Source organism: Nocardia sp. NPDC058244 (assembly GCF_042882065.1).
In the GTDB taxonomy this organism is placed as follows: domain Bacteria; phylum Actinomycetota; class Actinomycetes; order Mycobacteriales; family Mycobacteriaceae; genus Nocardia.
Genome location: NZ_JBHVWX010000004.1, coordinates 584,645 through 610,737, shown reverse-complemented (window position 1 = coordinate 610,737; position 26,093 = coordinate 584,645). Strand labels below are relative to the sequence as shown.

29 protein-coding genes are annotated in these 26,093 nt (G+C 70.5%); 15 read left to right on the top strand and 14 right to left on the bottom strand.

The features are described from left to right. Positions 1–122 precede the first annotated feature (122 nt). The gene (locus ACFVW6_RS16040) at positions 123–1,445 is read right to left on the bottom strand and encodes a pyridoxal phosphate-dependent aminotransferase (protein WP_378827156.1); all 1,323 of its coding nucleotides are present in this window, start codon (positions 1,443–1,445) and stop codon (positions 123–125) included. A 44-nt stretch (positions 1,446–1,489) separates the two neighbouring features. Here ACFVW6_RS16040 and ACFVW6_RS16035 point away from each other — a divergent pair, with 44 nt between their 5' ends. Together ACFVW6_RS16035 and ACFVW6_RS16030 are read left to right on the top strand one after the other, a co-directional pair. Then, complete coding sequence (locus tag ACFVW6_RS16035) at positions 1,490–1,993, top strand: low molecular weight protein-tyrosine-phosphatase (RefSeq protein WP_355279119.1); 504 nt, start codon at positions 1,490–1,492, stop codon at positions 1,991–1,993. Continuing rightward, a complete protein-coding gene (locus ACFVW6_RS16030; protein ID WP_378827159.1) occupies positions 1,993–2,853 on the top strand; it encodes an SURF1 family protein in 861 nt (286 codons plus the stop codon). The genes ACFVW6_RS16035 and ACFVW6_RS16030 overlap by 1 nt, the downstream gene beginning before the upstream one ends. A 13-nt stretch (positions 2,854–2,866) precedes the next feature. Here ACFVW6_RS16030 and ACFVW6_RS16025 read toward each other — a convergent pair whose 3' ends face one another. Together ACFVW6_RS16025 and ACFVW6_RS16020 are read right to left on the bottom strand one after the other, a co-directional pair. After that, a complete protein-coding gene (locus ACFVW6_RS16025) occupies positions 2,867–3,418 on the bottom strand; it encodes a dihydrofolate reductase family protein (protein ID WP_355279114.1) in 552 nt (183 codons plus the stop codon). Between the two features lie 55 nt (positions 3,419–3,473). Beyond that, positions 3,474–4,406 (bottom strand): cobalamin biosynthesis protein, encoded by a 933-nt coding sequence (locus ACFVW6_RS16020; RefSeq protein ID WP_378827161.1) that lies wholly within the window; start codon positions 4,404–4,406, stop codon positions 3,474–3,476. Between the two features lie 118 nt (positions 4,407–4,524). Between ACFVW6_RS16020 and sigJ the strand changes: the two genes are divergently transcribed. Then, on the top strand, positions 4,525–5,463 hold the full coding sequence (sigJ, locus tag ACFVW6_RS16015) for an RNA polymerase sigma factor SigJ (RefSeq protein ID WP_357347681.1): 939 nt from the start codon (positions 4,525–4,527) through the stop codon (positions 5,461–5,463). A gap of 53 nt (positions 5,464–5,516) precedes the next feature. Here the strand turns inward: sigJ and ald are convergent, their stop codons facing one another. After that, on the bottom strand, positions 5,517–6,629 hold the full coding sequence (gene ald / locus ACFVW6_RS16010; RefSeq protein WP_378827163.1) for an alanine dehydrogenase: 1,113 nt from the start codon (positions 6,627–6,629) through the stop codon (positions 5,517–5,519). 103 nt (positions 6,630–6,732) lie between these two features. Here ald and ACFVW6_RS16005 point away from each other — a divergent pair, with 103 nt between their 5' ends. Next, positions 6,733–6,996, top strand: coding sequence for a hypothetical protein (locus ACFVW6_RS16005; RefSeq protein WP_378827166.1), 264 nt, complete (start codon positions 6,733–6,735; stop codon positions 6,994–6,996). Between the two features lie 90 nt (positions 6,997–7,086). Here the strand turns inward: ACFVW6_RS16005 and ACFVW6_RS16000 are convergent, their stop codons facing one another. Together ACFVW6_RS16000 and ACFVW6_RS15995 are read right to left on the bottom strand one after the other, a co-directional pair. After that, a complete protein-coding gene (locus ACFVW6_RS16000; protein WP_378827168.1) occupies positions 7,087–7,215 on the bottom strand; it encodes a hypothetical protein in 129 nt (42 codons plus the stop codon). A 166-nt stretch (positions 7,216–7,381) separates the two neighbouring features. Next, complete coding sequence (locus ACFVW6_RS15995) at positions 7,382–8,152, bottom strand: MBL fold metallo-hydrolase (protein WP_378827170.1); 771 nt, start codon at positions 8,150–8,152, stop codon at positions 7,382–7,384. 71 nt (positions 8,153–8,223) lie between these two features. On the opposite strand from ACFVW6_RS15995, the gene ACFVW6_RS15990 reads away from it, so the two are divergent. From ACFVW6_RS15990 to ACFVW6_RS15975, 4 genes are all read left to right on the top strand, one after another. Next, a complete protein-coding gene (locus ACFVW6_RS15990; protein ID WP_378827172.1) occupies positions 8,224–9,180 on the top strand; it encodes a GlxA family transcriptional regulator in 957 nt (318 codons plus the stop codon). A gap of 7 nt (positions 9,181–9,187) precedes the next feature. Continuing rightward, positions 9,188–9,703, top strand: coding sequence for a gamma carbonic anhydrase family protein (locus ACFVW6_RS15985; protein WP_378827174.1), 516 nt, complete (start codon positions 9,188–9,190; stop codon positions 9,701–9,703). Between the two features lie 116 nt (positions 9,704–9,819). After that, a complete protein-coding gene (locus ACFVW6_RS15980) occupies positions 9,820–10,002 on the top strand; it encodes a hypothetical protein (RefSeq protein WP_355279097.1) in 183 nt (60 codons plus the stop codon). A 13-nt stretch (positions 10,003–10,015) separates the two neighbouring features. After that, positions 10,016–10,639 (top strand): TetR/AcrR family transcriptional regulator, encoded by a 624-nt coding sequence (locus ACFVW6_RS15975; RefSeq protein ID WP_378827178.1) that lies wholly within the window; start codon positions 10,016–10,018, stop codon positions 10,637–10,639. Here the strand turns inward: ACFVW6_RS15975 and ACFVW6_RS15970 are convergent. Then, positions 10,633–12,489: an Eco57I restriction-modification methylase domain-containing protein gene (locus ACFVW6_RS15970; RefSeq protein ID WP_378827180.1), complete on the bottom strand. Its 1,857-nt coding sequence runs from the start codon at positions 12,487–12,489 to the stop codon at positions 10,633–10,635. The two genes, ACFVW6_RS15975 and ACFVW6_RS15970, sit on opposite strands and share 7 nt — an antisense overlap. 208 nt (positions 12,490–12,697) lie before the next feature. Here ACFVW6_RS15970 and ACFVW6_RS15965 point away from each other — a divergent pair, with 208 nt between their 5' ends. Beyond that, positions 12,698–14,551: a VWA domain-containing protein gene (locus ACFVW6_RS15965; RefSeq protein WP_378827182.1), complete on the top strand. Its 1,854-nt coding sequence runs from the start codon at positions 12,698–12,700 to the stop codon at positions 14,549–14,551. A gap of 123 nt (positions 14,552–14,674) precedes the next feature. Further along, the gene (locus ACFVW6_RS15960; RefSeq protein WP_378827184.1) at positions 14,675–15,370 is read left to right on the top strand and encodes a nitroreductase; all 696 of its coding nucleotides are present in this window, start codon (positions 14,675–14,677) and stop codon (positions 15,368–15,370) included. Between the two features lie 4 nt (positions 15,371–15,374). Here ACFVW6_RS15960 and ACFVW6_RS15955 read toward each other — a convergent pair whose 3' ends face one another. The 4 genes from ACFVW6_RS15955 to ACFVW6_RS15940 form a co-directional block, all read right to left on the bottom strand. Then, positions 15,375–15,740, bottom strand: a complete 366-nt coding sequence (locus ACFVW6_RS15955; RefSeq protein WP_378827187.1) for a DUF86 domain-containing protein — start codon at positions 15,738–15,740, stop codon at positions 15,375–15,377. Beyond that, a complete protein-coding gene (locus tag ACFVW6_RS15950) occupies positions 15,737–16,267 on the bottom strand; it encodes a nucleotidyltransferase domain-containing protein (RefSeq protein ID WP_378827189.1) in 531 nt (176 codons plus the stop codon). Before ACFVW6_RS15950 ends, ACFVW6_RS15955 begins: the two co-directional genes overlap by 4 nt. Positions 16,268–16,330: 63 nt before the next feature. Beyond that, positions 16,331–16,798 (bottom strand): winged helix-turn-helix transcriptional regulator, encoded by a 468-nt coding sequence (locus ACFVW6_RS15945; protein ID WP_378827191.1) that lies wholly within the window; start codon positions 16,796–16,798, stop codon positions 16,331–16,333. 62 nt (positions 16,799–16,860) lie between these two features. Then, positions 16,861–17,490, bottom strand: coding sequence for a TetR/AcrR family transcriptional regulator (locus ACFVW6_RS15940; RefSeq protein ID WP_378827193.1), 630 nt, complete (start codon positions 17,488–17,490; stop codon positions 16,861–16,863). Between the two features lie 101 nt (positions 17,491–17,591). On the opposite strand from ACFVW6_RS15940, the gene ACFVW6_RS15935 reads away from it, so the two are divergent. Genes ACFVW6_RS15935 through ACFVW6_RS15920 form a run of 4 tightly spaced genes read left to right on the top strand, consistent with a single transcriptional unit; the run spans position 17,592 to position 21,663 of the window. Continuing rightward, entirely contained in the window at positions 17,592–18,929 is a 1,338-nt protein-coding gene (locus ACFVW6_RS15935; RefSeq protein ID WP_378827196.1) for an alpha/beta hydrolase family protein, read from the top strand. Between the two features lie 4 nt (positions 18,930–18,933). Further along, positions 18,934–19,860, top strand: a complete 927-nt coding sequence (locus ACFVW6_RS15930; RefSeq protein ID WP_378827198.1) for a fumarylacetoacetate hydrolase family protein — start codon at positions 18,934–18,936, stop codon at positions 19,858–19,860. A 7-nt stretch (positions 19,861–19,867) separates the two neighbouring features. Beyond that, the gene (locus tag ACFVW6_RS15925) at positions 19,868–20,584 is read left to right on the top strand and encodes an MBL fold metallo-hydrolase (protein WP_378827200.1); all 717 of its coding nucleotides are present in this window, start codon (positions 19,868–19,870) and stop codon (positions 20,582–20,584) included. A gap of 38 nt (positions 20,585–20,622) precedes the next feature. Further along, entirely contained in the window at positions 20,623–21,663 is a 1,041-nt protein-coding gene (locus ACFVW6_RS15920; RefSeq protein ID WP_378827202.1) for an MCE family protein, read from the top strand. A gap of 208 nt (positions 21,664–21,871) precedes the next feature. Here the strand turns inward: ACFVW6_RS15920 and ACFVW6_RS15915 are convergent, their stop codons facing one another. Beyond that, positions 21,872–23,419, bottom strand: coding sequence for a hypothetical protein (locus tag ACFVW6_RS15915; RefSeq protein ID WP_378827205.1), 1,548 nt, complete (start codon positions 23,417–23,419; stop codon positions 21,872–21,874). A 206-nt stretch (positions 23,420–23,625) separates the two neighbouring features. Continuing rightward, on the bottom strand, positions 23,626–23,961 hold the full coding sequence (locus tag ACFVW6_RS15910) for a hypothetical protein (protein WP_378827207.1): 336 nt from the start codon (positions 23,959–23,961) through the stop codon (positions 23,626–23,628). A 134-nt stretch (positions 23,962–24,095) separates the two neighbouring features. Here ACFVW6_RS15910 and ACFVW6_RS15905 point away from each other — a divergent pair, with 134 nt between their 5' ends. Continuing rightward, complete coding sequence (locus ACFVW6_RS15905; RefSeq protein WP_378827209.1) at positions 24,096–24,542, top strand: DUF4279 domain-containing protein; 447 nt, start codon at positions 24,096–24,098, stop codon at positions 24,540–24,542. A 74-nt stretch (positions 24,543–24,616) separates the two neighbouring features. Here the strand turns inward: ACFVW6_RS15905 and ACFVW6_RS15900 are convergent, their stop codons facing one another. Continuing rightward, a complete protein-coding gene (locus ACFVW6_RS15900) occupies positions 24,617–26,047 on the bottom strand; it encodes an acyl-CoA carboxylase subunit beta (RefSeq protein WP_218718887.1) in 1,431 nt (476 codons plus the stop codon). Positions 26,048–26,093 lie beyond the last annotated feature (46 nt).

The window sequence follows — 26,093 nt, the reverse complement described above, 5'->3', positions numbered from 1 at the left end:
CCCTGGTCACCACGGCGCCGCTGCCCGGTCACCACAGCACCGTCCGCCCTGGTCACCACGACGCCGCTGCCCGGTCACCACGGCGCCGCCCGCTCCAGGCACCACAGTGCCGCTCGCTCCAGTCACCACAGCGCCGCTCGCAGACCCTCGATCAACCGATCGACCTCGGCCGCCCCGCGCACCGCGACCCGCAGGTGATCGGGACCCAGCCCGGGGAAGGTGTCGGCCCGGCGCACCGCGATGCCACGATCAGCCAAGCGCTTGCGCAGCAGTTCACCGTCGGGAACGCGCAGCAACAGGAAGGGACCGGCGGCCGGGGTATGCACCTCGACGCCCAGGTCCGCGAGGCGGTCGATCATGGCCGCGCGCTCGGCGGCGATCTCGTCGGCGTGCCGCCGGGACGCGGCGACGGCCGACGGTTCGGCGGTCGCGCTGATCGCCTCCAGCTGCAGGGTGCCCAGCGGCCAGTGCGGGCGGCCGTGGGTCAGCCGGGCCAGCACCTCCGGCGCACCGAGCACATAGCCGCACCGCAGCCCGGCCAGCGCCCAGGTCTTGGTCAGGCTGCGCAGGACGAGCACGTCCGGGGCGGACAGCCCGGCCAGCGACTCCGGTTCCCCGACGGTGTGCGACGTCGCCGAACCCGACCCCGGACGGGAGGTCGACCACACCGGCGCTCCCGGAACCACGTCGACGGCCGATGCCGTCCGGATGGACGACGCGTCCGGCGTGCTCGGGGTCGACGGCAGGCCCGGCGTCCCGCCCGCCGACGACGACGCGGGCCGCGCACCACCGGGACCGGCCGCCGCGCCGCGCATCGCGGCACCGGACGCGACGTTCCGGGCAGCGCCGGGCACGTTGTCGCCAGATCCGCCGTCTACTGCCGCACCGCCTGCGGCGCTCTCCGCGACCGCGTCGGCGAACGCCTCGTCGACCACGACGAGACGCCCCGGCCGACGCAACGCCTCGATGACGGCCGCCGGGTGCAGTACCGAGGTCGGATTGGTGGGGTTGCCGAGGACGACCAGATCGGCCTCCTCGGGAACGAGTGCCGGGTCGAGGGTGTACGGCGGTTCCAGGATCACCCGGGTCACCGGGACGCCCGCCTCCCGCAGCGCCAGTTCGGGCTCGGTGAAGGACGGGTGGATCACCGCGGCCAGGCGCGGGGCCAGGCGGGGCAGCATCGCGAAGCCCTCGGCCGCGCCCGCGAGCAGCAGGACCTCGTCGGGACGGCGGCCGTGCCGGGCGGCGACGGCGGCGCGGGCGGCGGCCTCGTCCTCGGCGCTCGGGTAGCGGCCCAGGTCGTCCAGGCGGGCGGCGAGGCGATCGCGCAGCCAGGCGGGCGGCGCGGTGCCGCGCACGTTCACGGCGAAATCGAGCATTCCAGGGCGCACGTCCACGTCGCCGTGGTGGCGCAGCATCGCGGGGTCGACAGAGTCCTGGAACACAACTGAACACCCTACGTGGCGGCGATTCGGCGGCTCGGGCGACAATGGCAGGCGTGGGTCAGCTGCACGTGTCATTCATCTGCACAGGGAACATCTGCCGGTCGCCGATGGCGGCGAAGATGTTCGAAGCGCATCTGTACCGTGCCGGTCTCGCGAACCGGGTACGGGTGACCAGCGCGGGCACCGGATCGTGGCACGTCGGCGATCCGGCCGATCCGCGTACCGAGGCGACGCTGCGCCGGGCGGGCTACCCCACCGAGCACACCGCGGCCACCTTCGGTCCCGAGCACCGCGACGCCGACCTGATCATCGCCCTGGACACCGGCCACGACCGGGAACTGGCCCAGCGCGGCGTCGGCACCGACCAGCGCCGCCTGCTGCGCAGCTTCGACCCCGCCGCCGACGGCCGCGACGTGCCCGATCCGTACTACGGCGACCAGTCCGACTTCGACCTGGTCCGCGACCAGATCGAGGCCGCCGTCCCCGGCCTGCTCGACTGGGTGCGCGCCGAACTCGACGCCCGTACCACCGCCGACGCGCACCGCTGATGCGCAAACTCACCTTCCTGCTGCGCCCGAGCTGGCTCATCCTCGCGGTGATCGTCGTCGCGTTCGCGTACCTGTGCTTCACCGTGCTCGCGCCCTGGCAGCTGGGCAAGAACACCAGCACCGAGCACCGCAACCAGCTGATCGCCGACTCCGTACAGGCCGATCCGGTGACCGTGAACAGCGTCCTCGACGGCGACCCGAGCGCGCACACCGAATGGCGCAAGGTCACCGCGAGTGGTACCTACGTCCCGGATTCGACCGTGCTGGTTCGGCTGCGTCACCTCGACGGCGCCCCCGGCTACGCCGTGCTCGACGCGTTCCGCCTCGACGACGGCCGTACCCTGCTGGTCGATCGCGGCCTGGTCGCCGCCGTCGACGGCACCCGGCCGCCGGTGATCGCCGCACCCCCGGCCGGGCAACAGAAGCTCGAAGCCCGCGTGCGCGCCTCGGAAGGGGTCGTCGCGGACAAGCCGCCGAGCACCCAGGACGGGTATCGCCAGGTCTACACCGTGGACACCGGCCAGGAAGCCACCGTCCTCGGCCTGCCCCTGGCTCCCATCCCCACCGGCACGGACAAGGGCGGCTACCTCCAGCTGGCCGAGGGCCAGCCCGGCGCCTTCACGCCGAGCCCGCTCCCCCAACTCGACGCGGGCCCGTACCTGTCCTACGGCCTGCAATGGCTGGCCTTCGGCATCATGGCCCCGCTCGGCCTCGGCTACTTCGTCGTGGCCGAACTGCGCGCGCGCCGCCGCGACCGCGCGGCAACGCCGGCGGCCGAGACCGCGACCGCCGCGCCGAGCGCTCCGGCGGCACCGACCACCGAAGCCCGCCTGGCCGACCGCTACGGCCGCAACCGCTGATCGCCCGTTCCCGTCACTCGGCGGCGTAGCGCAGCAGCACCGCCGTCTCGAAATGCCGGGTCTCGACCAGCCGGAGCCCGATGCGCTTGTCCAGCGCCGGGAACATCGGGGTGCCGCCGCCGAGGACCACCGGCGAGATGAACATCTGGTACTCGTCGATGAGCCCGTGCGGCATCAGTGTGGCCGCCAGGCTCGCGCCACCGACCTCCATGACGCCGTCGCCCTCGGCCTTGATCCTGCGCACCTCCTCGACCGCGTTCTCCGCGACCAGCGTGCTGTTCCACTGGACCTCGGTGAGCGTCCGGGAGAAGACGACCTTGGGCATGTCGGTCCAGAGCCGGCCGAAATCCTGCTGGATGGGCGGCGCGTCCGCGGGCACGTGCGGCCAGTACTCGGCCATCAGTTCGTACAGCCGACGGCCGTTCAGGATGATCTCGAGATCGCGGAACCGGTCGTTGTGGAACTGGTGCAGCTCGTCGTCCGGCTCGGTCCAGTCGATCTCGCCGTCGCGGTCGTTGACGTACCCGTCCACGGACAGGCCGAACCCATAGATCAGTTTCCTCATACCGTGTAGACCTCCTCCGCCCTCGAAACTCATCGGTCCGCGAAGAGATAGCAGGCTAACGGCGGCGCGCCCGCCCCAACACTCCGGCGGCCACCACCGCGATCACCAGCGACCCCACCTGCACCGCCTCCGACATGCGCACCGCACGCCGCAGATCGGCGGTGGTCGGCGCGGGCCCGTCACCGAGGGTCGGCCGCAGTTCCGCGCCGTGCCGGTACTGGGTGCGCCCGCCGAGCCGGATACCGAGTGCCCCGGCCATGGACGCCTCCACCACGCCCGCGTTCGGGCTCGGGTGCTTGCTCGCGTCACGCCGCCACGCCCGCCACGCGGCGGCGGGCCTGCCGCCGACCAGCGGGGCCAGCGCGGCCGTTAGCAGCCCGGTCGCCCGGGCGGGCACCACGTTCGCCAGGTCGTCGGTGCGCGCGGCGGCCCAGCCGAACCGGAGATAGCGCTCGTTGCGGTAGCCGATCATCGCGTCGAGGGTGTTGACGGCCCGGTACCCGAGCAGCCCCGGCACCCCCGCGACCGCACCCCACAGCAGCGGCGCGACGGTCGCGTCGGCGGTGTTCTCGGCGACCGATTCCAGCGCGGCCCTGGCCAGCCCGTCCGCGTCCAGGACCGACGGATCGCGGCCACACAGCGACGGCAGCAGTTCCCTGGCTCCGTCGATGTCGCCGGCGTCGAGCCGCTCGGCCATCGCGTGACCGGCCCTGGCCAGGCTGCGTCCACCGAGCGCGGTCCAGGTGGCCAGCGCGGTCGCGACCACACCGCCGCGCGCGGCGAGCACCCCGAAACCCACCACCGAACCGACCGCGACCACCTCGTGAACCACCCCGGCCCGCCGATCGTCGGCGTAGGTCGCCTGCTCCAATGCCACTGCCGCCGAACCGAATCCGGCCACCGGATGCCACCGGCGCGGATCGGCGAACACCCGATCGAGCGCGAATCCCAGCACCAGCCCGACCGCGGTCGATGTCCCCTTCTGCACCCGGCCGAGGGTAGCCGACACCGGGAATGTCACACCCCGCCCCGCTGGTTCGTCATCAGTGCGACGACCCCATACACTCGCCCGGTCCCCGGGCCAGACGACCGAACGGCGAACCACGATGACCGACCTACCGCAGCAGATCGACCAGGCCGAACTGGCCCGCCGTTTCGAGGAACACCGCCCCTACCTGCGCCGACTCGCCTACAGCACGCTCGGCAGCCTCACCGACGCCGAAGACGTCGTGCAGGACGCGTGGCTGCGCCTGCAGCGCCACCACGCGGCGGGCAAGGCGGGCGAGATCGACAACCTGCGCGCCTGGCTGACCACCGTCACCGGCCGGCTGGCCCTCGATCAGCTCGGGTCGGCGCGCGCCCGCCGCGAGCAGTACGTCGGCGACTGGCTGCCCGAGCCGGAGGTCACCACCTGGGACGACCCGGCCGACCGGATCTCCCAGGACGAGCGGGTCACCACCGCGCTGCTGGTGGTGCTGGAATCGCTGTCGCCCGCCGAACGCACGGCCTTCGTGCTGCAGGACGTGTTCGGCATGACCGGTCCCGAGGTCGCCGAGGTCGTCGGCCGCACCCCGGCCGCGGTCCGCCAGCTCGCCTCCCGCGCCCGCAAGCACGTCGAATCCGGGACCCCGCGGTTCCCCGCGTCACCCGCCGAACAGGAGAAGGTCGTCTCGGCGTTCGCGCTGGCCTGGCGCTCGGGTGATCTGAGCTCGCTGCTCGGCGTGCTCGACGAGAACGTGGTGCTCACCGCCGACGGCGGCGGCAAGGTGCCCGCGATCCGCAAGCCTCTGCACGGCGCCGAGCTCATCGCCAAGGCCCTGCTCGGCTGGTACCACGCGCCGTCGGCGTCGGGGGCCTGGGGCCGCGCGGTGCTGGTCAACGGCGCGCCGGGCCTGGTCGTCTTCGACGGCGCCAACACCGGCGTCTTCTCGTTCGTCGTCGACGCGGGCCGCATCGTGGCGATCAATATCGTCCGCAATCCCGACAAGCTGCATGACCTCCCCACCGAGGGCGCCCCCGACTGGTACCTGGGCGCGGGGCAGTAGCACGCGATCACCGTGCTCCGGTGGCAATCCCGCACCGGAGCACGGTGATCGGCTCACACGGTCAGCGAATACCCGTGGGCCGCGGCGACTTCGGCGGAGAGCAGCTTGCCGTCGACGGCGGTGAGACCGGCCGCGAGGCCGGGGTCGGCGGCGCAGGCGCCGCGCCAGCCCTTGTCGGCGATGGCGATCGCGAAGGGCAGGGTGGCGTTGGTGAGCGCGACCGTGGAGCTGTGCGGCACCGCGCCGGGCATGTTCGCGACGCAGTAGAACAGAGAATCCGCCACGGGGAAGGTCGGATCGGCGTGCGTCGTCGGACGGGTGGAGGCGAAGCAACCGCCCTGGTCGACGGCGATGTCGACGAGCACCGAGCCCGGTCGCATCCCGGCGACGAGCTCGTCGGACACCAATTTCGGCGCCTTCGCGCCGGGCACCAGCACCGACCCGATCACCAGATCCGCGGCGAGCACGGCCTTCTCGATCTCGAGCGCGTGCGAGGCGAGGGTGCCGACCCGGCCGCCGAAGCGGGCGTCGAGCTCGCGCAGCCGCCGCAGATTGGTGTCGAGCACGCTCACCCTCGCGCCCATCCCCACCGCGACGCTCGCCGCGTTGGTGCCCGCCACGCCGCCGCCGAGCACCACCACATCGGCGGGGCGGACACCGGGGACGCCGCCGAGCAGCACGCCCTCGCCACCCATCGGCGCCATCAGGTGATACGCGCCGACCTGCGTGCCGAGCTTGCCCGCGACCTCGCTCATCGGCGCGAGCAGCGGCAGCGAACCGTCGGCGGCGCGCACGGTCTCGTACGCGATGGCGGTGATCCCGGATTCCAGGATCGCGTCGGTGCACTCCTTCGACGCGGCCAGGTGCAGATAGGTGAACAGCACCTGGTCGCGCCGCATCCGCGAATACTCCTGCGCGATGGGCTCTTTCACCTTGAGGATCAGTCCGGCCGTGGCCCAGACCGTGTCGGCGTCGGGCACGATCACCGCGCCGGCGGCGAGATAGTCCTCGTCGCCGAAGCCCGAACCGGTTCCGGCCCCGGCCTGCACGAGTACCCGGTGTCCGTGCGCGGTCAGTTCGGTGGCGCCCGCCGGGGTGAGCGCCACCCGGAACTCCTGCGGTTTGACCTCCGCCGGCACACCGACCGTTCCGCCTGTTCCCGTCATTGCGCCAGCTTAGGACGCCCACCGACGGGAGTCAGCCCGTTGCGACGTCGCGTGTCGGGTTCACGGTGACGGCGTCACCGAGGCCGCCGCGGGAGCGGCGCCGGTGGTGGTCGTGGCGGACGGCGGGGCGGAGCCCGCCGCAGGCGTGGTCGTCACCGGCTGCGTCGTGGCAGGCGGTGCGACGGTGGTCGTCGGCGGTGTTTCGCCGCACTGGCCGGGGCCACAGTTGTCGGTGCCGCACTCCGGACCCGGCATGCAGTTGTGGCCCGGTGGCAGTCCGCATTCGTTGTGTCCACAGCTGTCCGTGCCGCACTCCGGGCCGGGCACACAGTTGTATCCCGGCGGCGGCTCCGGCGTCGGCGACTGATACCACGACGACTCCGGCGCCGGTGTGGGCGACTGATACCACGACGACTCCGGCGCCGCCTGGCCGCCGTTGCCCGGCACGGACGCACCGTCACCAGGTGCGCCGCCCGGATTCGCGGACGGTGTCACCGAACTCGTCGCGGACGTCGTCGGGGTGGCCGAGGTCGTGGACACCGTGCTCGATCCCGGCTGATCCGAACCGGACCCGTTCGACGAACACGCCGACAACGCGAGCACCAGTGCGACCAGGGCCAGCAGTAACCGCACCATCGTGCGCGACCGGCGGCCCATCCGTTTGTTCGGCAACTCTTCTCCTGCCATCGTGGGAAACCCGCGCCCGATGATTCGGGCGCGGGTGCTGGAAAAAATCTGTCGTCGAGGCGGTCTCAGACCGCGAACACCTCACCCCGCACCGGAATCCGGAGCTGCGCGGCGCGCTCGGCGTAGGCGAAGGTGCGCTCGAGGTAGTCCAGCGACTCGCTGAAGTGACCCCAGCCCTCCGCGTGCACCGCGACGACGACCGCGTCACCGAGGACGGTGGCCGCCTCGACGGCGGTCCTGGCATTGAGGGTGACGTCGCTGTCGCCGAACCGGCCGACATTGGCCGCGCCGATATTGAGCACCGCGACGTCGATCCGCCCGATCCGCTCGACGATCCGCTCGACCAGTTCCACCGACGCGTTGTCGCCGGAGACATACACCGTCGGTTCACCCGCCGCGCGCAGCACGAACCCGGTCACCACACCGCTGAGCGGCTCGCAGCCCTCGGGACCGTGCAGCGCGGGCACCGCGGTGACCTCCACCGCGCCGACGGTCACGACCTCCCACGGCGCCAGCCCGCGCACGCCCGCGATCCGTTCGGCGGCATCGGGAGTCGAGAGCACGGTCTCGACCTCGGCCAGCAGGGCGCGGCCGGCGGTGTCGAGATTGTCGGCGTGCTGGTCGTGCGAGAGCAGGACGACGTCGATCGCGCCGATCTCCTCGACCGGCACCGCCGGGCCGCTGAGCTTGTGCAGGGTGATCGGGCCGGGGTAATCGCCCGGCTCGTCGAAGGTCGGGTCGGTGAGCCAGGTCAGGCCCCCGTACCGGAAGCGCAGGGTCGGACCACCGATGTGCAGGACGTCGAGCAGGGTGGGGCGGGTGATCGTCTCGGTCATGCGCTCAACTTTCGCCGACCGCGACACCCCACGACAGTGGCCTTCAGGCCGACCATCGTTAAGATCGGGCCATGCGTTCGGTGGCGGTCGTCGCGTTCGACGGGATCAGTCCCTTCCACCTGTCGGTACCGACCCTGGTCTTCGGCCGCTCCGGCACCGGCGTCTTCGACGAGTCACCCTACGACGTGCGGGTCTGCGCGGAACAACCCGGAACCCTGTCCACCGCAGCGGGTTTCGACATCACCGTGCACCACGGCCTGGACGCCGTCGCCACCGCCGACCTGGTGGTCTTCCCCGGCTGGCGCCGCGACCTGGAGCTCTCCCCCGCACTCGACGAGGCCGCGCGCACCGCGCACGCGAACGGCGCCCGGCTGGTCGGCCTGTGCCTGGGTTCGTGGGCCATCGCGGCGACCGGGCTGGCCGACGGCCGCGAACTCACCACGCACTGGGCCGCCGCCGAGGCCATGGCCCGCGCCTATCCCCGGGTGCGGGTACGCGCGGACACGCTGTGGACCGATCTCGGCGACGTGATCACCTCCGCCGGCGTCGCCGCCGCGCTGGACTGCTGCCTGCACATCGTGCGCGGCGATCTCGGCACCCGCGCCGCCACCGATCTCGCTCGCGCGCTGGTCACCGCGCCGCACCGCAACGGCTCGCAGGCGCAGTTCATCCCGGTCGCGGTCCCCGACGACGACAGCGACGACCCGATCGAGCACGCCATGGTGTGGGCGCGCACCCACCTCGACGCCGGCATCGACCTCGACCACTGGTCGCGCGAGGCGCTCATGTCACGGCGCACCTTCACCCGCCGGTTCCGCGAACGCACCGGCACCAGCCCGCAGCAGTGGCTGCTGCAGCAGCGCACCGACCATGCCCGGCTGCTGCTGGAATCGACCGACGAGACCGTCGACCGGATCGCGCGCGACACCGGTTTCGGCAGCGCGGTGAGCCTGCGCCACCACTTCCACCGCATGCTCGGCACCAGTCCGGCGGCCCACCGCGCCCAGTTCCGCGGGGCGGCGCGATAATCACCGCATGATCATCAAGGTGTCCGGGTTCGCGCCGGAAATCGACGACACTGCCTGGATCGCGCCGAACGCGACCGTCATCGGCCGGGTGCGCCTGGGCGCCGAGGTCGGCATCTGGTACTCGGCGGTGCTGCGCGGCGACCTCGAGCAGCTCACCATCGGCGCGCGCACCAATATCCAGGACGGCTGCGTGCTGCACGCCGACCCCGGTTTCCCGCTCACCGTGGGCAGCGGAGTCTCGGTGGGCCACAACGCGATCCTGCACGGCTGCACCGTCGGCGACGACGTGCTCGTCGGCATGGGCGCCACCGTGCTCAACGGCGCCGTGATCGGCGCGGGCAGCCTGATCGCGGCCAATGCCCTGATCCCCGAGGGCGCGCAGATTCCGCCCGGATCGCTGGTCGCCGGCGTTCCCGGCAAGGTGCGCCGCGAGCTCACCGAGGCGCAGCTGGACGGGATCAAGCTCAATGCCGCCGTATACCTGCACAACCTGGCGGCGCATCGCGATGCCGAGATCTTGTGAGACGTCACACTGAGCAAGTGACCAGTAGGGATACCTGATAGCATTTGCCCTGCGTATTGCGTCCGGCCAATGAGTGTGGCGGCCGGCACCGGATACGCGAGGCAGGAGGTATCACGGTGGCATACGTGCAGTCCGGTGTGCACCGAGCGGGGGGACGGCTCAGCGTGGCCGACATCGCCGCCCAACCCGGCGGAATCGAGGCACTCCAGTGCCGGGTTCACGAACTACGTTCCCGCGGAGTCCATTTCGCCGCCAACGCGATCGAACAAGAGATGGCCGCCCTGGATCTGTCGCCGTAGGGATAATGGGGTCATGCCCACTGTCTCGTCCATCCTCGCGCGGATACTGGAAAAGCCCGTCACCGACGGGGAGAAGCTGCTCGACAGCGCGCTGTCGGCGTTTCTCGATTTCGGGATCAAACGGACGAGTATGGGCGAGATCGCCCGGCGGGCGGGGATCAGTCCGGCCACCCTGTACCGGCGCTTCGAATCGAAGAACGACCTGGTCGAGGCGGTCGGCGTGCGGGAGGCGCAGCGCTATGTGAGCGAGATCGATGAGCGGGTGCGGGCGGTCACCGAGCCGGGCGAACAGCTCGTGGAGATCTTCGTCGCGTTCGTGACGACCCTCGCGGGCAACGAGCTGCTACGCAGGCTGCTCAGCACCGAGCCGGAGATCATCCTGCCCAAGCTCACCACCGAGGCGGGCCCGATCCTCGCGGTCGGCCGCGAATACCTCGCCGACAAGCTGCGCGAACTCCAGGCGACCTCGACGGTGCCCGATTTCGAACCCGATCTGGTCGCCGAGGTCATGGCGCGGCTGGCGCTGTCGCTGGCGCTGACCCCCGACGGCCTCATCCCCCTCGACGACCCCGCGGCGGGCCGCGACTTCGCCCGCCGCACCCTGCTGCCGATGGTCGGCCTCCGCGTCACTCACTGAGCGGGCACCCCGAACGCGGCGGCGACGGCCTCGTCGATGCCCGCCGCCGCCACGGGCACGCCGTCCTCGAGCACACCGCGCACCCGCCCGACGACGGCGGCCGCAGCCGGGCAGGCCGGATCGGGCAGCGGTAGCCGGGCCACGTACTGGGTGATCCAGCGCCGTCGTCCCGAATACAGCCGGTTGCCGCAGACCGCGTCGTAGAACCGCAGCCCCAGCGCCGAATTCGCCACGCCCATCAGCAGATACGCGAGCTCGGTCGCCTGCTCGCCGCTCCCGAGATCGGTGAGCGAAATCCAGTAGCAGTCGCCGTTGACCACCGCGCCGGAGCGATCCAGCGCGAACCGCGGCCGCGCACTGATATCCGGGAACACCAGTTTCGGCGCACCCCACAGGTGCGGACGCTGCGGCACCCAGATCTCGAACCACTTGCGGCCGCCGTCGAGCACATACCGCCGCCCCGAGAGCACCTGTTCGTGCGAGCGCAGATACTCGGCCGCGCCGGGGAATTCGGCGAGGTCGATGGGCGTGCGGCGCGGCTGCCCGAGGTCGTAGGGGTAGAGCACCCTGGTGCCGCGATCGCGCCCGATCCGCCACGGTTGCAGGTCGTGATGGGTGATCAACTGCCGCAACAGTTCCGGCTCCGGGGTGGGGTCCATCTGGTCCCAGCGATCGGAGATGAACACCCGGTCCGCGGTGGTCTTGATGCCGACGCGGATACGGGCGGTGTCGCCGAAGGTGCGCCAGGTGCGCTCGGCGATCCGGCCGAGCCAGCGGTCGACGGCGGGGCGCGACATGCGCCAGGCGGTGTCGCCGGGGGGAATGACACCCGGTCTGCCGGGCGCGCCGGGGCGGCTCCGCGCTTCGGTCACCGGCGGCCGGTCGGGCTCCGGTCGGGCCGCTCCCGCGTGGCCTTTCCCCCGCGCCGAGGACCGGCTCCGCTTCGGATCGACGCTCCGCTGCCCCGCGGGACGCCCACCGGAGCCGCTGTCGGGGTCCGGCGCTCCCGCCGTCACACGCCCGCCGACCGCCCCGGTCGACAGCACCCCCACCTCGACGGCGAACACCCGGCCGCCTGTCCCGACCAGGCAGTCCGTGTCCCCGGCCAGCGCGTCGAACAGGTCGGTGGCACAGTCGGGTTCGGCGCCGAGCTCCTCGTACACCGAGACGTAGCGGCAGTCGCGATCCCTGGGTGCCCGCGTCGCGACGGTGACGGCGGGCAGCACCGCGGCGGCGAAGAGCTTGGTGTCGCCGAGGTCGTAGAGCTCGGCGGGATGCAGCTCGCCGGTGAGGATCCGGCGCAGGTTCGCCCCCGCCCTGGTGGTGAGGAACCGGTTGGCGCACAGCAATCCGAGGACGCCGTCGGCGCTGAGCAGCCGGGGGGTGATCGCCACGAACGGATGGGTGAGGTCGATCCGCCCGCGCAGCCCGAACTGCTTGCTCAGCAGCTGCGCGGTCGACCCGCCGAGCTGCTGGGTCCGCACGTACGGCGGATTGCTGATCACCAGGTCGAAGGAACCGTCGGCGATCCGGGCCGACGCGGCGAGGAAATCCCCTGCCCGGCACTCGATCTCGACCCCCTCGGCGGCGGCCCGCGCGGCCGTGTCGGCGACCGCGCTGCGGTTCAGGTCGTAACCGGTCAGCCGGACCGTGACATCGGCCGCGGCCAGTTCCCGGTGCACCGCCAGCAGGAGCTCGCCGTCGCCGCAGGCCGGATCGAGGACCCGCAGCTCACCGGCGCGCGGCGCGTGGAGTAGTGCCCGCCGCGCCAGGAACCGCGCCAGCGCCGGCGGGGTGTAGTGCCTGCCGTGCCGTTTGCGCTCCTGCGCGTCGCGGGCCTGCGAAGCCATGCGCTCGATTCTGCCCCGGGAGGCCGTCGTCGTGCGGCAGGCACGAGGCCGCGGACCGGTTTCCGGGCGAAAAACCGATCGTTACCTGCTGAAACATCATTTCGTCCGGCAAACGGTGGTTTGTGCCACCGATTTTGGGGTTACTCCCGGCCCTGACCAGTCTGTATCGTCTGTCCGGTTTCATTCCGAGTGATGAAGTTCGAGGACGATGTCGAGATTCCGGACGCTGGCCGCGGCACTGACCGCCACAGCGCTCACCCTGCTCCCCGCCGCCCTTCCCGCGACGGCCGACGCCGACCCGGGGCAGTACGCGCCGACCATGCTCATCCTGGACGCGTCCGGGTCGATGCAGCGTCCCGATCAGGGCGCCACCATGATGGACTCCGCCAAGAAGGCCGTACGCACCTTCGTCGAGTCGGCCCCGGCCGAAGCGAAGGTCGGCCTCACCACCTACGGCACCGGGACCGGCAACACCGAGGCCGAGAAGGCGGCGGGCTGCCGCGACGTCCGGATCCTGCAACCGCCGACGACCATCGACAAGCCCGCGCTGACCAGCGCCGTCGACAGCATCGAGGCACGCGGCTGGACCCCCATGGGCACCGCGCTGCGCCAGGCCGCCGAGGCGCTGCCGTCGTCGGGACCGCGCTCGATCGTGCTCGTCTCCGACGGTGACGACACCTGCGCGCCGCCGGACCCGTGCGAGGTCGCCAGGGAACTGAAGCAGCAGGGTGTCGACCTGGTCGTGCACTCGATCGGCTTCGCCGTCGACGACACCGCGCGCGCCCAGCTCACCTGCATGGCCCAGGCCACCGGCGGCACCTACAGCGACGCCGCCGACGGCGCGGCGCTGGAACGCATTCTGCCCCGGGTGAGTTCGGCGGCGCTGCGCAACTACCAGGCCACCGGCACCCCGATCACCGGCACCGCCACCTACGGCACCGCCCCGGTCGCGAAGGCGGGCCAGTACCTCGACACCATCGGCCAGCACGAGAAGCGGTGGTACGCCGTCGACGTGCCCGCCGGCGCGACGGCGTACTTCACCGGCATCGTCGCCTTCCCGCGCGCGGCCGCGGGCGCGGCCACCGGCGGCATCGCCGTGCTGGAATTGCGCGTGTACGGCCGCGACGGCACGTACTGCAGCATCCGGGAACGCGAGCTCGAATCGCGCACCGGCGACGGCGTCGCCTTCACGATCAGCAACACCCTGACCCGGGCCGACGAGGAGTCGAGCGATGGCCGACCCGACTCCTGCAAGGGCGGCGGCCGGTACTACTACGAACTCAACTGGGACGAGGCGCCCGGCGGCCTGCCCGCGCGGCTGCCGGTGGAGCTGATCATCGGCATCGAACCGGGCGTCACCGATCCCGGCCCTAGCGCGGTCACCGCGAAGACGGCGTTCGCCGAACCCGCCGGGGCTCCGAAGCCGGTCAGCGGCGGCGGCTCGTTCACCGTCGCCACCGGCCTGGACGGGAGCGGTAAGTACACCGACACGATCCAGAACGGCGAGTACGTCTTCTACAAGGTGCGCCTGAACTGGGGCCAGGGCCTGGCCTATCGCGTGCGCTTCACCGAGACCGGCGGCGCGGGTTACACCACCGCCACCAATGTCACCACAACCCTGTACTCACCGCTGGGCGGCGAGATCGACGACGACACGAACGCCTACACCGGGCGGCAGGCCACGACGCTCGAAGGCGCGACCGTGCCGATCCGCTACGCCAACCGGGAAGGCGGCGGCCCGGAGGCCCAGCGTCAGTCGGTGGCCGGGTGGTACTACCTCGCGGTCAAGGTCGGCATGCCGTCCGGCGTCACGTCCCTGCCGCCGACGCCGATCGAACTCGACCTCGTCGTCGCGGGCGAGACCGAAGCGGGTCCGACCTACGTGACCGCCAGCCCCGATGTGGTCGGCGAGCAGTCGCAGCCCGGCACCGAGAAGTCGGTGGCCGTGGGTGGTTCGGAGTCGTCGACGCCGTGGCTCGCGATCGTCGGTATCGGGGTCGGCGTGGTCGCGCTGATCGGCATCGGCGTCGCGATCTGGCTGGTCGCCCGGCGTCGCGCCTGATCCACCGCCGACGCCCGCCCGCACCAGAATTCGTGGTGCGGGCGGGTTCCGCGTTTCCGGCCCGACTGCTACCGTGGTCTCAAAATGAGACTAGTTCTCCGGATCGACCGAGGGAGCCGCGCCATGGCGCCGACCGACCACGACAGCAGTGATTTCGCCGCCCTCCAGCGCCTGGCCGACGCCCGCTGGACCTGCAGGCAGTTCCTTCCCGACGAGGTCGACCGGGCGACGATCGACCAGCTGCTGAGCCTGGGCGCGCGGACCCCGTCGTGGTGCAACACCCAGCCGTGGCAGGTCGTCGTCACCGCGGGCGAAGGCACCGAGAGCTTCCGCAAGGCACTGCTCACCCATATCCAAACCAACGGCGCCGCACCGGATTTCGAGTTTCCCGCGCAGTACGCGGGCGTCTACCGTGAGCGCAGGCGCGAGTGCGGGTTCCAGCTCTACGACAGCGTCGGCATCGCCAAGGGCGACCACGAGAACACAATGCGCCAGATGGTGCGCAACTTCGAACTCTTCGACGCGCCGCACGTCGCCATCGTCACCTCCGAAGCCGACCTCGGCACCTACGGCGCCGTCGACTGCGGCCTCTGGCTGCAGAGCTTCCTTCTCGGCGCCCAAGCCCTCGGCCTCGGCGCCGCCCCGCAGGCCGCCCTCGCCTCCTACTCCCCCTTCATCCGCGACTACTTCGACCTCCCCGACCACCGCAAGGTCGTCTTCGGCGTCTCCTTCGGCCACCCCGACCCCACCCACCCCATCAACACCTTCCGCACCGCCCGAGCCCCCCTCCCCGACCAGATCACCTGGCACACCAGCTGATCCGCTATTCGGGCGCCGCGGAGCCGATTCGCGCGCGAGCACCTTTGATCTCAGCCGCCAGCTGCTGGTGCAGATCGGCCGCGTGGATGTCGACGACTGTCCAGACGATGCCGTCGTCCACGAGCCAGTAGCTGTGCGCGATCCGGTTTCGCATCCCCTTGATCAAGCGCCATGGAATCTCCGGGTGCTCGGCCAACCACTCCTCGCCCATTCGCTCCAGATCGGCGGCCAACCGGATCACGCTGTATTGGCAGGCACGAGCCACCGCGATGTCGCCGTCGTAGGCCGTGCGTCCCCTGGCGGCCAGCTCGGCGATCTCACTCAGCGTGGCGTCGATGTACAGCAGCCGCTGGTCGGTTCGCTCGGTCACGCGGTGAATTCCAGCGGCAGCCGGTCGCGGTCGACGCCACGGCGCAACAGATCGTTCGACTCGGCTTCGGTGGTCGTCACGACGTCGACGGGGCATCCGAGCACGGCGGTGAGATCGTCGTCGAGACCGAGGATATCGATCACCGACGCGCCGGGCGCGAGCTCGACCAGCAGGTCCAGATCGGAGTCGGGTCTGTCGTCGCCACGCGCGACCGACCCGAACAGCCACACGTTCGCGATCGGATACCGGCCGAGGACCGCATGGAATTCGGCACGAAACCGGTCGAGCAACTCACTGGGCCGCACCGCATTGGCCAGGGCGGTGTCGAGCCGGAAACCAGCGGCGCCGAGCAACTGCTCGAGCATGGCCACCGATGGCTGCCTACGGCCGGATTCGATAGTGGCTACGGTGGATTGGGCGACCTCCGCCAGCCGAGCGAGTTCGCGTTGCGACAATCCTCGACGGCGTCGCGCGTCGAGGACGAGTTTCGCGGCGGTCGTGCGCGGTGCGGGGCGCGAGGCGGCCATGCTTCGATGATAGCGGATTCGCTATCATCGGCCCAGCGTGCGCGACGGAGCGTGGTGCTGTGATCAGGCGGGGCGGGCGGTGGTGGTGGTGATGCCGGGGCCCGGTTCGGGGGTGATGTCGCGGGCGGTGACTTCGGCGGCGCAGTCGTCGCAGGTGAGGTGGACGTGGGCCTCGCCGGTGCAGTCCTTGTGGCGGTATTCGACCGGGGGGCCGTCGGGGGCCATGTAGGTGTCGCCCCAGTCGCGGATGGCCATCAGGATCGGGTAGATGGCGTGGCCTTTTTCGGTGAGGCGGTATTCCTCGTAGGCGCCGTCTTTCGCGGGTTGCTTGACCAGGATCTCGTGCTCGATCAGCCGGTCGAGGCGGTCCTGGAGCCGGCTGCGGGAGATCCCGAGCGCGCTCTGGAAGGCGTTGAAACGCCGGATACCGGTGAAGCAGTACTTGAGCACCAGCAGTGTCCAGCGGTCGCCGAAGATCACCAGCGGCCGCGTGATCGAGCACGGGACGTCGGCGAGTTCTTCGTAGCGCACCCTGCCATTATGCGCGTCGCCGCCACTCGACGACGGCCCGTGTCAGCACCGGACGGGGGCGCTCATCCCGTTCCACCGCGCTCGTCGGCGATCGGCCCTTCAGCCCGCAGCGCCCGCACGACATGCGAGACCAGCTGGTCGACGACGTCGGCGTCGACCGGCTGCCGACTGAGCGTGGTGCGGAAATGCAGTGGACCGATGAGCAGTTCGAGGGCGAACCGCGGATCGGTGTCCGGCGGGATCTCCCCACGTTCGACAGCGCGCTCGAACAGCGGCCGCACGGCGCGGAATCGACCGTCCCAGAACGCGGCACGTACCTCGGCCATCTCCTCGGTATCGGTGACGTAGGCGAGCGCGCGGGACAGACCGCCGCCCAGCGGCGTCGCGAGATAGGCCGCGAGTTCGGTGGCGAATCCGGCGAGGTCGCCGCGGAATGTCCCGGTGTCGGGCAGCGGCAGCGCCTGTCTGCTGTATTCGAGGAGCACGTCGAGGAGCAGATTCTCCCGGCTCCCCCACCGCCGGTAGATGGAGCTGTCCCGCACCCCGGCCCGGCGGCTGATGTCGGGAATCCCGACCCGATCGACGCCGTGTTCGATGATCGCCTCCAGCACCGCCTGATGCACGGCCTCGCGAACGCGCGCCGACCGGCCGCCCGGCCGCCGCTGCGGAGCGTCTTCCTCTGTCGTCGTCACTCCCCGATCTTAAAGCAGAATTCCTTGCTTTTGATCACCAGGGCGCCTTACCCTCGCTGAAGCAGAAAGTTCTGCTTTTTCTGAGCTGGAGAGGTTCACCGATGACATCGTTGTCAGCATGGGCGAAGAAGGCGCTGGTCAGCATCTGCGCACTGACCGGCACCACCGAATACGCGACCCGCCGGGTCGGCCCCGCCCCGTTCCTGCCCGCCTTGTTCGTCGACCGCTTCACCCATCTGGGCGGGATCGCCGACGCGGAGTTCCGCGCCCAGCTCGACGCCTGCCGATCCTTCGACGACGCGCGATGGACCACGCACTGGCAGACCATCGCCGCGCGGCACGTGGCCCGCGCGAACGACGCCCTCGCCCAGCTCGGCATGCCGGACACCGACACGCTTCTCACGACTACCGAGCCACGCGCCGAGCTGGGCACGCGACTGGCACCCGCGGTCACCCTGCTCGCCGACCGCGGCCCGGTCGCCGACCCCGACGCGGTGGCGACGTTCTGCGCCGAACACCCCGATGCCGCGCCATCGGCCCTCGCCCTGGACGGCCTGATCAAGGCGATGGTCTACGAATTCGTCGCCGCGTGGCCGGGCTGGACGCCGCGCAGGCTGGCGGCCTACGAGCGATCGCACCGCCTCGCCGAACTCGTCCTCACCTGCCTGGCGCCGGCGATGGGCGTGTCCATCGAGCCGGTGCGCGTTCCGGTCCCGGGTGACGACGTGGTCCGCGGATACCTGATGTTCCCGCTCGATCAGGAGTCGGACGAGGTGCCGATCGTGGTGTGCAGCAATGGCATCGAGGGCACCCTCGCGGAGCTGCTCCTGCCGATGCTGACCCATCGCCGTGCCGGGATGGCCCTGTTCGTCATGGAGATGCCCGGCACCTACTCCTACCGGCAGCCCTTGGCGCCCGAGGTGGAGCGGGTGTACTCGACGGTCATCGAGCACCTCGCCGCGGATCCGCGGGTGGCCAGCGATCGCATCGGCATGCTCGGCGTCAGCTTCGGGGCTTACTGGGCGACCCGGATGGCGGCGGTCGAACCGCGACTCTCGGTCGCGGTCGCCAACGGCGCGCCCGCGCACCGCAGCTTCACTGCGGCGGCGGCACTCGGCCTTCCGGAGATCATGGTGTCGACGTTGCGCGAGGCGACGGGGTCGGCGAGCCTGCGCGAGATGGCGGGCAAGCTGCGCGAGCTCTCGATCGCCCACCTGTACGGCCACATCGACATTCCGATCCTGGTCATCAACGGCGCCGACGACACCCTGCTGAGCACCCAGGACTCCGTCGACATCGCCATCGGAGCGCCGCGCGCCCAGCTGGTCCTCTACGCCGACGACGACCACTGCGCCATGGGACACAGCGAGGAATGGAGCGCGCTGTCGGTGCGATTCCTGCGCGAGCACCTGGTCGTCCGGCAGAACGTGGGGTGCTGATCCGATGTCGCTGCCCCGGATCCACCGAACACTCGACCTCGACGCCCGCCGCATCACCCTGCACGCCGACACCGGCGCCGGGTGGACGGCCACCGACGACCCGCCGTCGTTCGCCGTCCCAGCCGCCTTCACCGAGGAGTACGAGATCGCCCGCTACGAACTGTTCGGCGTCCCCGACGGTGCCCGGGTGCTGCCCATCTGCCCGGTGTCGTTCCGCGATTTCATGGTCTACGAGAAGCACGCCGTCGATGCCGCGCGCGGGATGGCACGGCGCTTCGTGCCCGCGGGCTACCGCCTCGGTCGCCTGTTCGAGACCCTGACCCGGCGCACTTTCCCGCCCTACCGACCACATCGGCTCTGGAATCAGCAGCCCCTGTACTACATGTCCAACGCGTCGACGATGCTCCCGTCGGGAATTCCGGTCGCCTGTCCCGACTACAGCACGGCGCTCGACTTCGAGCTGGAACTGGGCGTCGTGCTGGGTGCGCCGCTGCGCGATGCGACCCCGGCGGAGGCCATCGCCGCGATCGGCGCCGTCGTCGTGATCAACGACTTCTCCGCGCGCGATGTCCAGCTGGCCGAGATGCGTTCGGGATTCGGGCCGCAGAAGTCCAAGCACTTCGCCACCTCGATGTCGGCGACCGCGGTCGCCGGCGCGGCGGTGGCCGATCGGCTCGACGCGCTCACCGCGTCGGTGCGGATCAACGGGCACACCGTCGCCCGGACCGGAACCCACGGCATGCGGCACAGTCTCGGCGCGGCGATCGCCCACGCGTCGCGGAGCGAACAGCTGTTCCCCGGTGAGCTGATCGCGACCGGGACGCTGCCCGGTGGCAGTGGGATGGAGCTGGGCCGATGGCTCGCGCCCGGCGATGTCCTGCGGCTGGAGATCGACGAGATCGGTGTCATCGAGCACCGGATCCAGGGGTGAGCGCGGCGTGACCATCGATCAGGTTTCCGACTCCGTGTATGTCGTCGCCGGAACGAATGTCAACTGGGCGCTGATCAGCGACGGCACCGGCGTGACCCTCGTCGACGCCGGGTACCCCGCCGACACCCCGCTCGTGCTCGACTCGATTCGCCAGATCGGCCACGAGCTCGCCGACATCACCGCCGTCCTGCTGACCCACGCGCATCTGGACCATATCGGCGCTGTCCCCCGGCTCGTCGACCTGCTCGGCGTTCCGGTCTACACCGGTGCCGAGGAGGTCCGGCACGCCAAACGTGAGTACCTGCAACAGATCACGCCGGGGCAGCTGGTGCGGACGCTGGTCGCGCCCGGCGGGGCGCGCTGGGTCGCGCAGACGCTGCGCGCGGTCCGCGGCGGTCTGGGTACCAGCGTGCCGACCGCGACAGCGGCGTCGACGCTTCCCGGCGGACTCGTCGCCCTGCCGACACCCGGTCACACCGACGGGCACACCGCGTATCTCCTTCCCGCCGAAGGGGTCCTGTTCTCCGGTGACGCGCTGGTGACCGGTCACCCGCTGTCGCCCCGGACCGGACCGCAACTGCTGCCGCCGGTGTTCCACCACGACCTCGCGCGCACGCTCGACAGCGCTCGATCGCTCACCCGGCAGCCCGCGCACACCCTCGTCCCCGGCCACGGGCGACCGACCCGGCTCGTCCTCGCGGACTTCACCGACACCGTCCGATGACCCCGCGACCACGACACCGAACAGCAGCGCGCTCGATCATGCTGGGCGCCACCGTACTGGCGCTGGGCAGTTGTGCACCGCTGCCGGACGCGCCGACCGAGATCACGGCGGATTTCGAGAACATCGCAGGCATGTACGAGGGCAACGACGTCATGGTCCTGGGCCTGGCGGTCGGCAAGGTCGACAAGATCATTCCCAAGGGCACCTACGTCGAGGTCCACATGACCATCGACGGCGGGGTGAAGATCCCCAAGGAAGCGATCGCCGCGATCATCTCCCCCTCGATCGTCACCGACCGCCACATCGAGATCACCCCGCCCTTCACCGGTGGTGAGTCGATGAAGTCCGGTGAGCACCTGCCCAAGGCGCGCACCCGAACCCCTGTCGAGCTGGACACGATGATCAAGACCATCGACCAGTTCTCCGCCTCACTCGAGCCCGAGCCCGGCCAGGAAGGACTCGGCCCGCTCTCGGGTCGCGTGCTCTACCCGGTCCTCAACGGCAACGGCCAGGAGATCCGCGAAACCCTCGACGCCCTGTCTTCGGCGTTGAAGATCGGTGTCGACAACAAGGACGCCATCTCCAACATCATCATCAAGCTCAACGAGCTGACGACGATGCTGGCCGACAACGACCAGTCGGTGCGCGACTTCAGCAACCGGGTCACCGCGATGTCGGGCCTGCTGGCCGAGCAGGCTCCCGGCTTGCAAGCCACCCTGGATCAGCTGAACGCGTTCCTGGCCAACACCTCCACGACGTTCGGCGACCATGAGGACGACCTGACCGAGGCGCTCCTCGGTCTCACCGAGGCCACCGCTCAGCTGCGCGCCAATTCGGGTGCGCTGGTCGAGATCGTCGACATCGTGCCGCTGTTGATGCAGAACATCGACGGCGCGATCGACCACGAGCGACGGTTCGTGCGAATACACGCTCTGGTCGGTACCGCGCTCTCCGGCGAGATCGTCAGCGTGTTCTGTGAGCGGGTCCAGATGAAGTCCGATGGCTGCCGTTCTGGGAACATGCAGGATTTCGGCCCGGACTACGGGCTCACCGCCGCATTGCTCGGGCTGACGAAATGATCACTCGGAGGCCGTCTTCCCGCTGTGCCGCGGGCAACCGCGTCGGCCGCGGTGGCGCACGCCCTGGCGGCCGGTCTGTTCCCGCAATGGCGCGCGCGAGTCCCCCAGTGCCCGAGCTGTCGCCCGGGCACTGGGTTTTCGCGAGCTGGGCGCTCAGTTGTGCGTCAGGATCGACCGGCCTGCGCTCCATCGCGCACAGCGTGCCGGATCAGCTTGAATCCTGCACGCCCCCAATGGTTTCCTCCCTGCGATCGGACCGCCGATCTTCTCCCTGTGCGCTCACCGGGTGCGCGGCGAGCCCGTCCTCCGCGCATCGAGGCACCGATTCCCCCGACGCGCGGAGGAACTCGATGAGCTGCGCACGGAGATCGTCGTCGGGTTCGACCTCGGCAGCCGCCGCCACCCGACCGGCGATCTCGGTCGGCAGCTCGTGGTCGTACCAGGCGGTCAGGACACCGATCGCCGCGCGCCGCAGCCGTACGGGATAGCCACGCAACGCGGCCCGCACCAGCGCTTCCCCCGTACCCGGCGTGGCGCGCCCCAGCATCGACAGCACGGATTCGAGAATACTGTCGCTGATGCCTTCCTCGCCCCATCGGATCACCCCGGCCCCTGGACCGCACGCGATCTCGTCGAGCGGGAGCAGCGCTCGGGCGAGGTCGGCGATGCGGGCTACATCGTCGTCCGGCGTTCGCTGCGCGACCCAGGCCCACACGTACCCGTTGCGGGAATCGTCGCCGAGGTGCGCCACAGCCTGTGCGTACGCATCGATTCCGACGGCTTTCGACAACCGCAGCGCCCTGTTGAACCCGAAGGGACCATGCGGGTCGGCGAGCCGCGCGGTCACGTACTCGGCCCAGTCGGGACGTACCAGCAATGCCGCGCAGACCTCGGCCAACCGGGTCGTTTCAGCCGGTGGCCAGTCCACTTCGGCGGGCGGTTCCCGCAACAGGTTTCGGATCGACTGGACGACCGAGATGCGGCTCAGTGTGGGTTCCGCGGCGCCCAGCAGCTCGGCGAACCGCGCCAGGACCGGCAGCGCGTCCGGGTACTGCCGCATGTCCGCGGCCGGGCCACCGATGCCCGAGAGCGCGTCGAGAATCTCGGCCGCGCCGTCGAGAAGTGCGTCGTCGACGACGGATTCGGCGAGCGCGGCCCGCAGATCACCGGTGGTCGCGGCGAGATGCGCGAGGTATTCGTTCATCACTTCGTTGCGGAAACCGTCCCGCAGCAGCCACGCCTTGATCTCCGGATCACCGGTGCGGGCCAGGCGCTCCACGGCGTGGATCCGTCCCCACCCGTCGACCCGGCGGGCCAGCTCGAACACCGCGCGATCGCGATCCGGCTGCGAATTGGCTAGCGCCACTGCCGCGTACAGGGTCAGATCACCCAGTGCGCCCAGGGTCAGCAGGACCTCCCGGTCGCGGCTGTCACCGACCACCCCGAGCATCACGATGCCGAGCGCCACCGCATTGCGTCGCGTCCCCAGATCGGTCAATTGCCGGGCCACCGACCGCACCCGCTCGGTGGGCAGTGCGGCGGCACGCAATTCCCGGCACAGGTCGTCGGCCACGGCGAGCGCGCGCCGTTCGGCGAGCGCATCGTGCAACGCCACCATCGCGGCGTCATCGGGCTCATCGACGAGCACCCGCATCGCCGCCACGATCTCGGCCGCTGGCGCGGTCTCGTTCGCGAAGTGATGCGTCTGGATACCGTCGAGAACAGTAGAACTCAGAATCTGCCGCTCATCGGGCACCTCATCCGGATACGGATGTCCCTCCCGCGGCCACGGTCCCGGACCGTGCACGGCGGCGAGAGCGAGTGCATGAGCGAGATACGTGGTCTGGTCGTCATCGGGAACCAGCCACGCGCCGGGCTTCACCGGCAGGGGCGCACGGCGCCCTTTCCACGAGAATTATTCACGGCCACACCGTAACCGACCCCACCCGAGAACACCAGTGCTCACCCATCCGCCTCGCTCGCCACCGCGTTCACCCGCGCCCGCCGTCGCAGCCTGGCCGCCACCACAACGCTCAGAGGCGCGTCCGGCCATTTCCGCCAGTAACCTTTCGCCGGCCGAATCGACCACAGCTCGGCCTCACACTGTTCGGCCGCAACCAGATCCACCGGCCCGGTCGCCCTGTCGACGACGCCTTCGCGGCGCCGGTCGACCCGATTCCGTCTGCGCTTGGCGCGCGGAATGTTCTTCCGCGAACTCTTGTCGTTCTCGCCGTACCAGTTCCGACGATCCTTCGCGTAACTGAGCGCCTTCTTCTCCTGCGGACTCCGCCGAACCACCGCTCCCCCATCCCTCCGTATCGAGGTCAGGCTACGGATCGGTCCGCCACACCGCACCCGAGTTTCCTGCGTGTCGAGACCCGACCCACGAATAATCACTCGGCAACGGGCCGCCCGCGTGGTGGGATCTCGCGGTGATCAAGATCCGCCAATACTCCTATTTCGCGCTGTACAGCGAGGCGATGACGGCGGTCGACATGACCGCGTACCTGGGCATGGAGCCCGACGAGATCCGGGTGCTGGGCAGCAAGTCCGCGGAGCATCGCATTCCCCGGTCCCACAGCTGGCAGGTCACCCGGCACAGCACCGAGAGCATCGACGAACAGATCGAATACCTCATCGACCGGCTGACACCGATTCGCTCCCAACTGCTCTCGCTGCTCGACAGTCCCGATGTCGAGGCGAGTATGCAGGTCGTGCGCCACTACGACGACCCCGACGGCGTCCACGGCGCGCCCGGCGGCACGGCATTCGCCGATGTCCACAAGTGGCCGCGTCCCCTGGGATGGCACCTCACGACCGCCGTCCTCGAGTTCCTGGTGGCGACCCGAGCGGAGCTCGATGTCGATGAATACAACTGAGGCGCACGCGAAACGGCCGCCGCCACTTCCCTTTCCGGGAAACGGCGACGGCCGGGACGACTACCGCGCTGGGGTCAGAGCGGGATGTTCTTGTGGTGGCTCTTGCGGGCCGGGGCCGAGGCCAGGGCCGCGGCGATGATGCTACGGGTCTTGGCGGGGTCGATGACCTCGTCGACGACGCCGATGGCGACGGCGCGTTCGACGCCGCCCGCGATCTGCTCGTGTTCGGCGGTCAGGCGCTCGTGGAGGGCTTCGCGCTCGTCCTCGGGGGCGGCCGCGAGTGCCTTCTTGTGCAGGATCCCAACTGCGGCCTTCGCGCCCATGACGGCGACTTCGGAACCGGGCCAGGCGTAGACCGCGGTGGCGCCGAGGGAGCGGGCGTTCATCGCGATGTAGGCGCCGCCGTAGATCTTGCGGGTCACCAGGGTGACGCGCGGGACACGGGCCTCGGCGAAGGCGTGCAGCAGCTTCGCGCCGCGGCGAACGACACCCTCGAGTTCCTGACCGACGCCGGGCAGGTAGCCGGGCACGTCGGTGACCACGATCAGCGGGATGCCGAACGCGTCGCACAGACGCACGAACCGCGACGCCTTCTCCGCGCTCTCGGAGTTCAGGCAGCCGCCCAGGCGCAGCGGGTTGTTGGCGAGCACGCCGACGGTGCGGCCACCGAGGCGACCCAGGCCGACGACCATGCTGCGGGCGTAGCCACCCTGCAGTTCCTCGAACGAGGATTCGCCGTCGACGTTGTCGAGCAGCTCGTGGATGATCGGCTTCACGTCGTAGGCGCGCTTGGCCGAGGCGGGCAGCATCGCCTTCAGGTCGACGTCACCGTGCTCGGCGACGGCCTGGTCGAATTCGCCCTGCTCGGCGAACATCGAGACCAGCCGGCGAGCGCGATGCATGGCATCGGCCTCGTCGTCGGCGGCGATGTGGCACACGCCCGACTTCTTGAAGTGTGTGGTGGGACCACCGAGGGTCTCCATGTCGACGTTCTCGCCGGTCACCGAACGCACCACGTCGGGACCGGTGACGAAGACGCGGCCCTCGGGCGCCATGATGACGATGTCGGTGAGCGCGGGACCGTACGCGGCACCACCGGCGGCGAAGCCGAGGACCACGGAAATCTGGGGAACCAGGCCGGACGCGCGGACCATGGCCTCGAAGACCAGGCCTACCGCGTGCAGGGCCTCGACACCCTCGGCCAGGCGGGCGCCACCGGAGTGCCACAGGCCGACGACCGGGAGGCCGGAATCGATGGCGGTGTCGATCGCGTCGACGATGTGCTTGCATCCCTCGACGCCCATCGCCCCGCCCATGACGGTGGCGTCCGAGCAGTAGGCCACGGTGCGCACACCGTCGACCTCGCCGATCGCGGCCAGCACACCGGACTTGTCCCGCGGGTGCAGGGGCAGCACCGTGCCGGGATCGAAGAACCGCTGCAGTCGGCCGAGCGGGTCGCGCGGATCGGTCGTCGTGTCGTGAAACGCGGGAGCAATGATGGTCATCGCGTTCGTCTCCTGCCTTCGAAGAAGAGTTGCCGCTACGGCGGCT

Bases quoted from the DNA above. Each gene is read 5' to 3' on its own strand.
- sigJ (WP_357347681.1), top strand. From the start codon at position 4,525: ATGACCGACCTACCGCAGCAGATCGACCAGGCCGAACTGGCCCGCCGT.
- ACFVW6_RS16035 (WP_355279119.1), top strand. From the start codon at position 1,490: ATGGCAGGCGTGGGTCAGCTGCACGTGTCATTCATCTGCACAGGGAAC.
- ACFVW6_RS15935 (WP_378827196.1), top strand. From the start codon at position 17,592: ATGACATCGTTGTCAGCATGGGCGAAGAAGGCGCTGGTCAGCATCTGC.
- ACFVW6_RS15985 (WP_378827174.1), top strand. From the start codon at position 9,188: ATGATCATCAAGGTGTCCGGGTTCGCGCCGGAAATCGACGACACTGCC.
- ACFVW6_RS15930 (WP_378827198.1), top strand. From the start codon at position 18,934: ATGTCGCTGCCCCGGATCCACCGAACACTCGACCTCGACGCCCGCCGC.
- ACFVW6_RS15975 (WP_378827178.1), top strand. From the start codon at position 10,016: ATGCCCACTGTCTCGTCCATCCTCGCGCGGATACTGGAAAAGCCCGTC.
- ACFVW6_RS15970 (WP_378827180.1), bottom strand. From the start codon at position 12,489: ATGGCTTCGCAGGCCCGCGACGCGCAGGAGCGCAAACGGCACGGCAGG.
- ACFVW6_RS15950 (WP_378827189.1), bottom strand. From the start codon at position 16,267: ATGGCCGCCTCGCGCCCCGCACCGCGCACGACCGCCGCGAAACTCGTC.
- ACFVW6_RS15900 (WP_218718887.1), bottom strand. From the start codon at position 26,047: ATGACCATCATTGCTCCCGCGTTTCACGACACGACGACCGATCCGCGC.
- ACFVW6_RS15960 (WP_378827184.1), top strand. From the start codon at position 14,675: ATGGCGCCGACCGACCACGACAGCAGTGATTTCGCCGCCCTCCAGCGC.
- ACFVW6_RS15995 (WP_378827170.1), bottom strand. From the start codon at position 8,152: ATGACCGAGACGATCACCCGCCCCACCCTGCTCGACGTCCTGCACATC.
- ACFVW6_RS16030 (WP_378827159.1), top strand. From the start codon at position 1,993: ATGCGCAAACTCACCTTCCTGCTGCGCCCGAGCTGGCTCATCCTCGCG.
- ACFVW6_RS16025 (WP_355279114.1), bottom strand. From the start codon at position 3,418: ATGAGGAAACTGATCTATGGGTTCGGCCTGTCCGTGGACGGGTACGTC.
- ACFVW6_RS15920 (WP_378827202.1), top strand. From the start codon at position 20,623: ATGCTGGGCGCCACCGTACTGGCGCTGGGCAGTTGTGCACCGCTGCCG.
- ACFVW6_RS15965 (WP_378827182.1), top strand. From the start codon at position 12,698: ATGTCGAGATTCCGGACGCTGGCCGCGGCACTGACCGCCACAGCGCTC.
- ald (WP_378827163.1), bottom strand. From the start codon at position 6,629: ATGACGGGAACAGGCGGAACGGTCGGTGTGCCGGCGGAGGTCAAACCG.
- ACFVW6_RS15990 (WP_378827172.1), top strand. From the start codon at position 8,224: ATGCGTTCGGTGGCGGTCGTCGCGTTCGACGGGATCAGTCCCTTCCAC.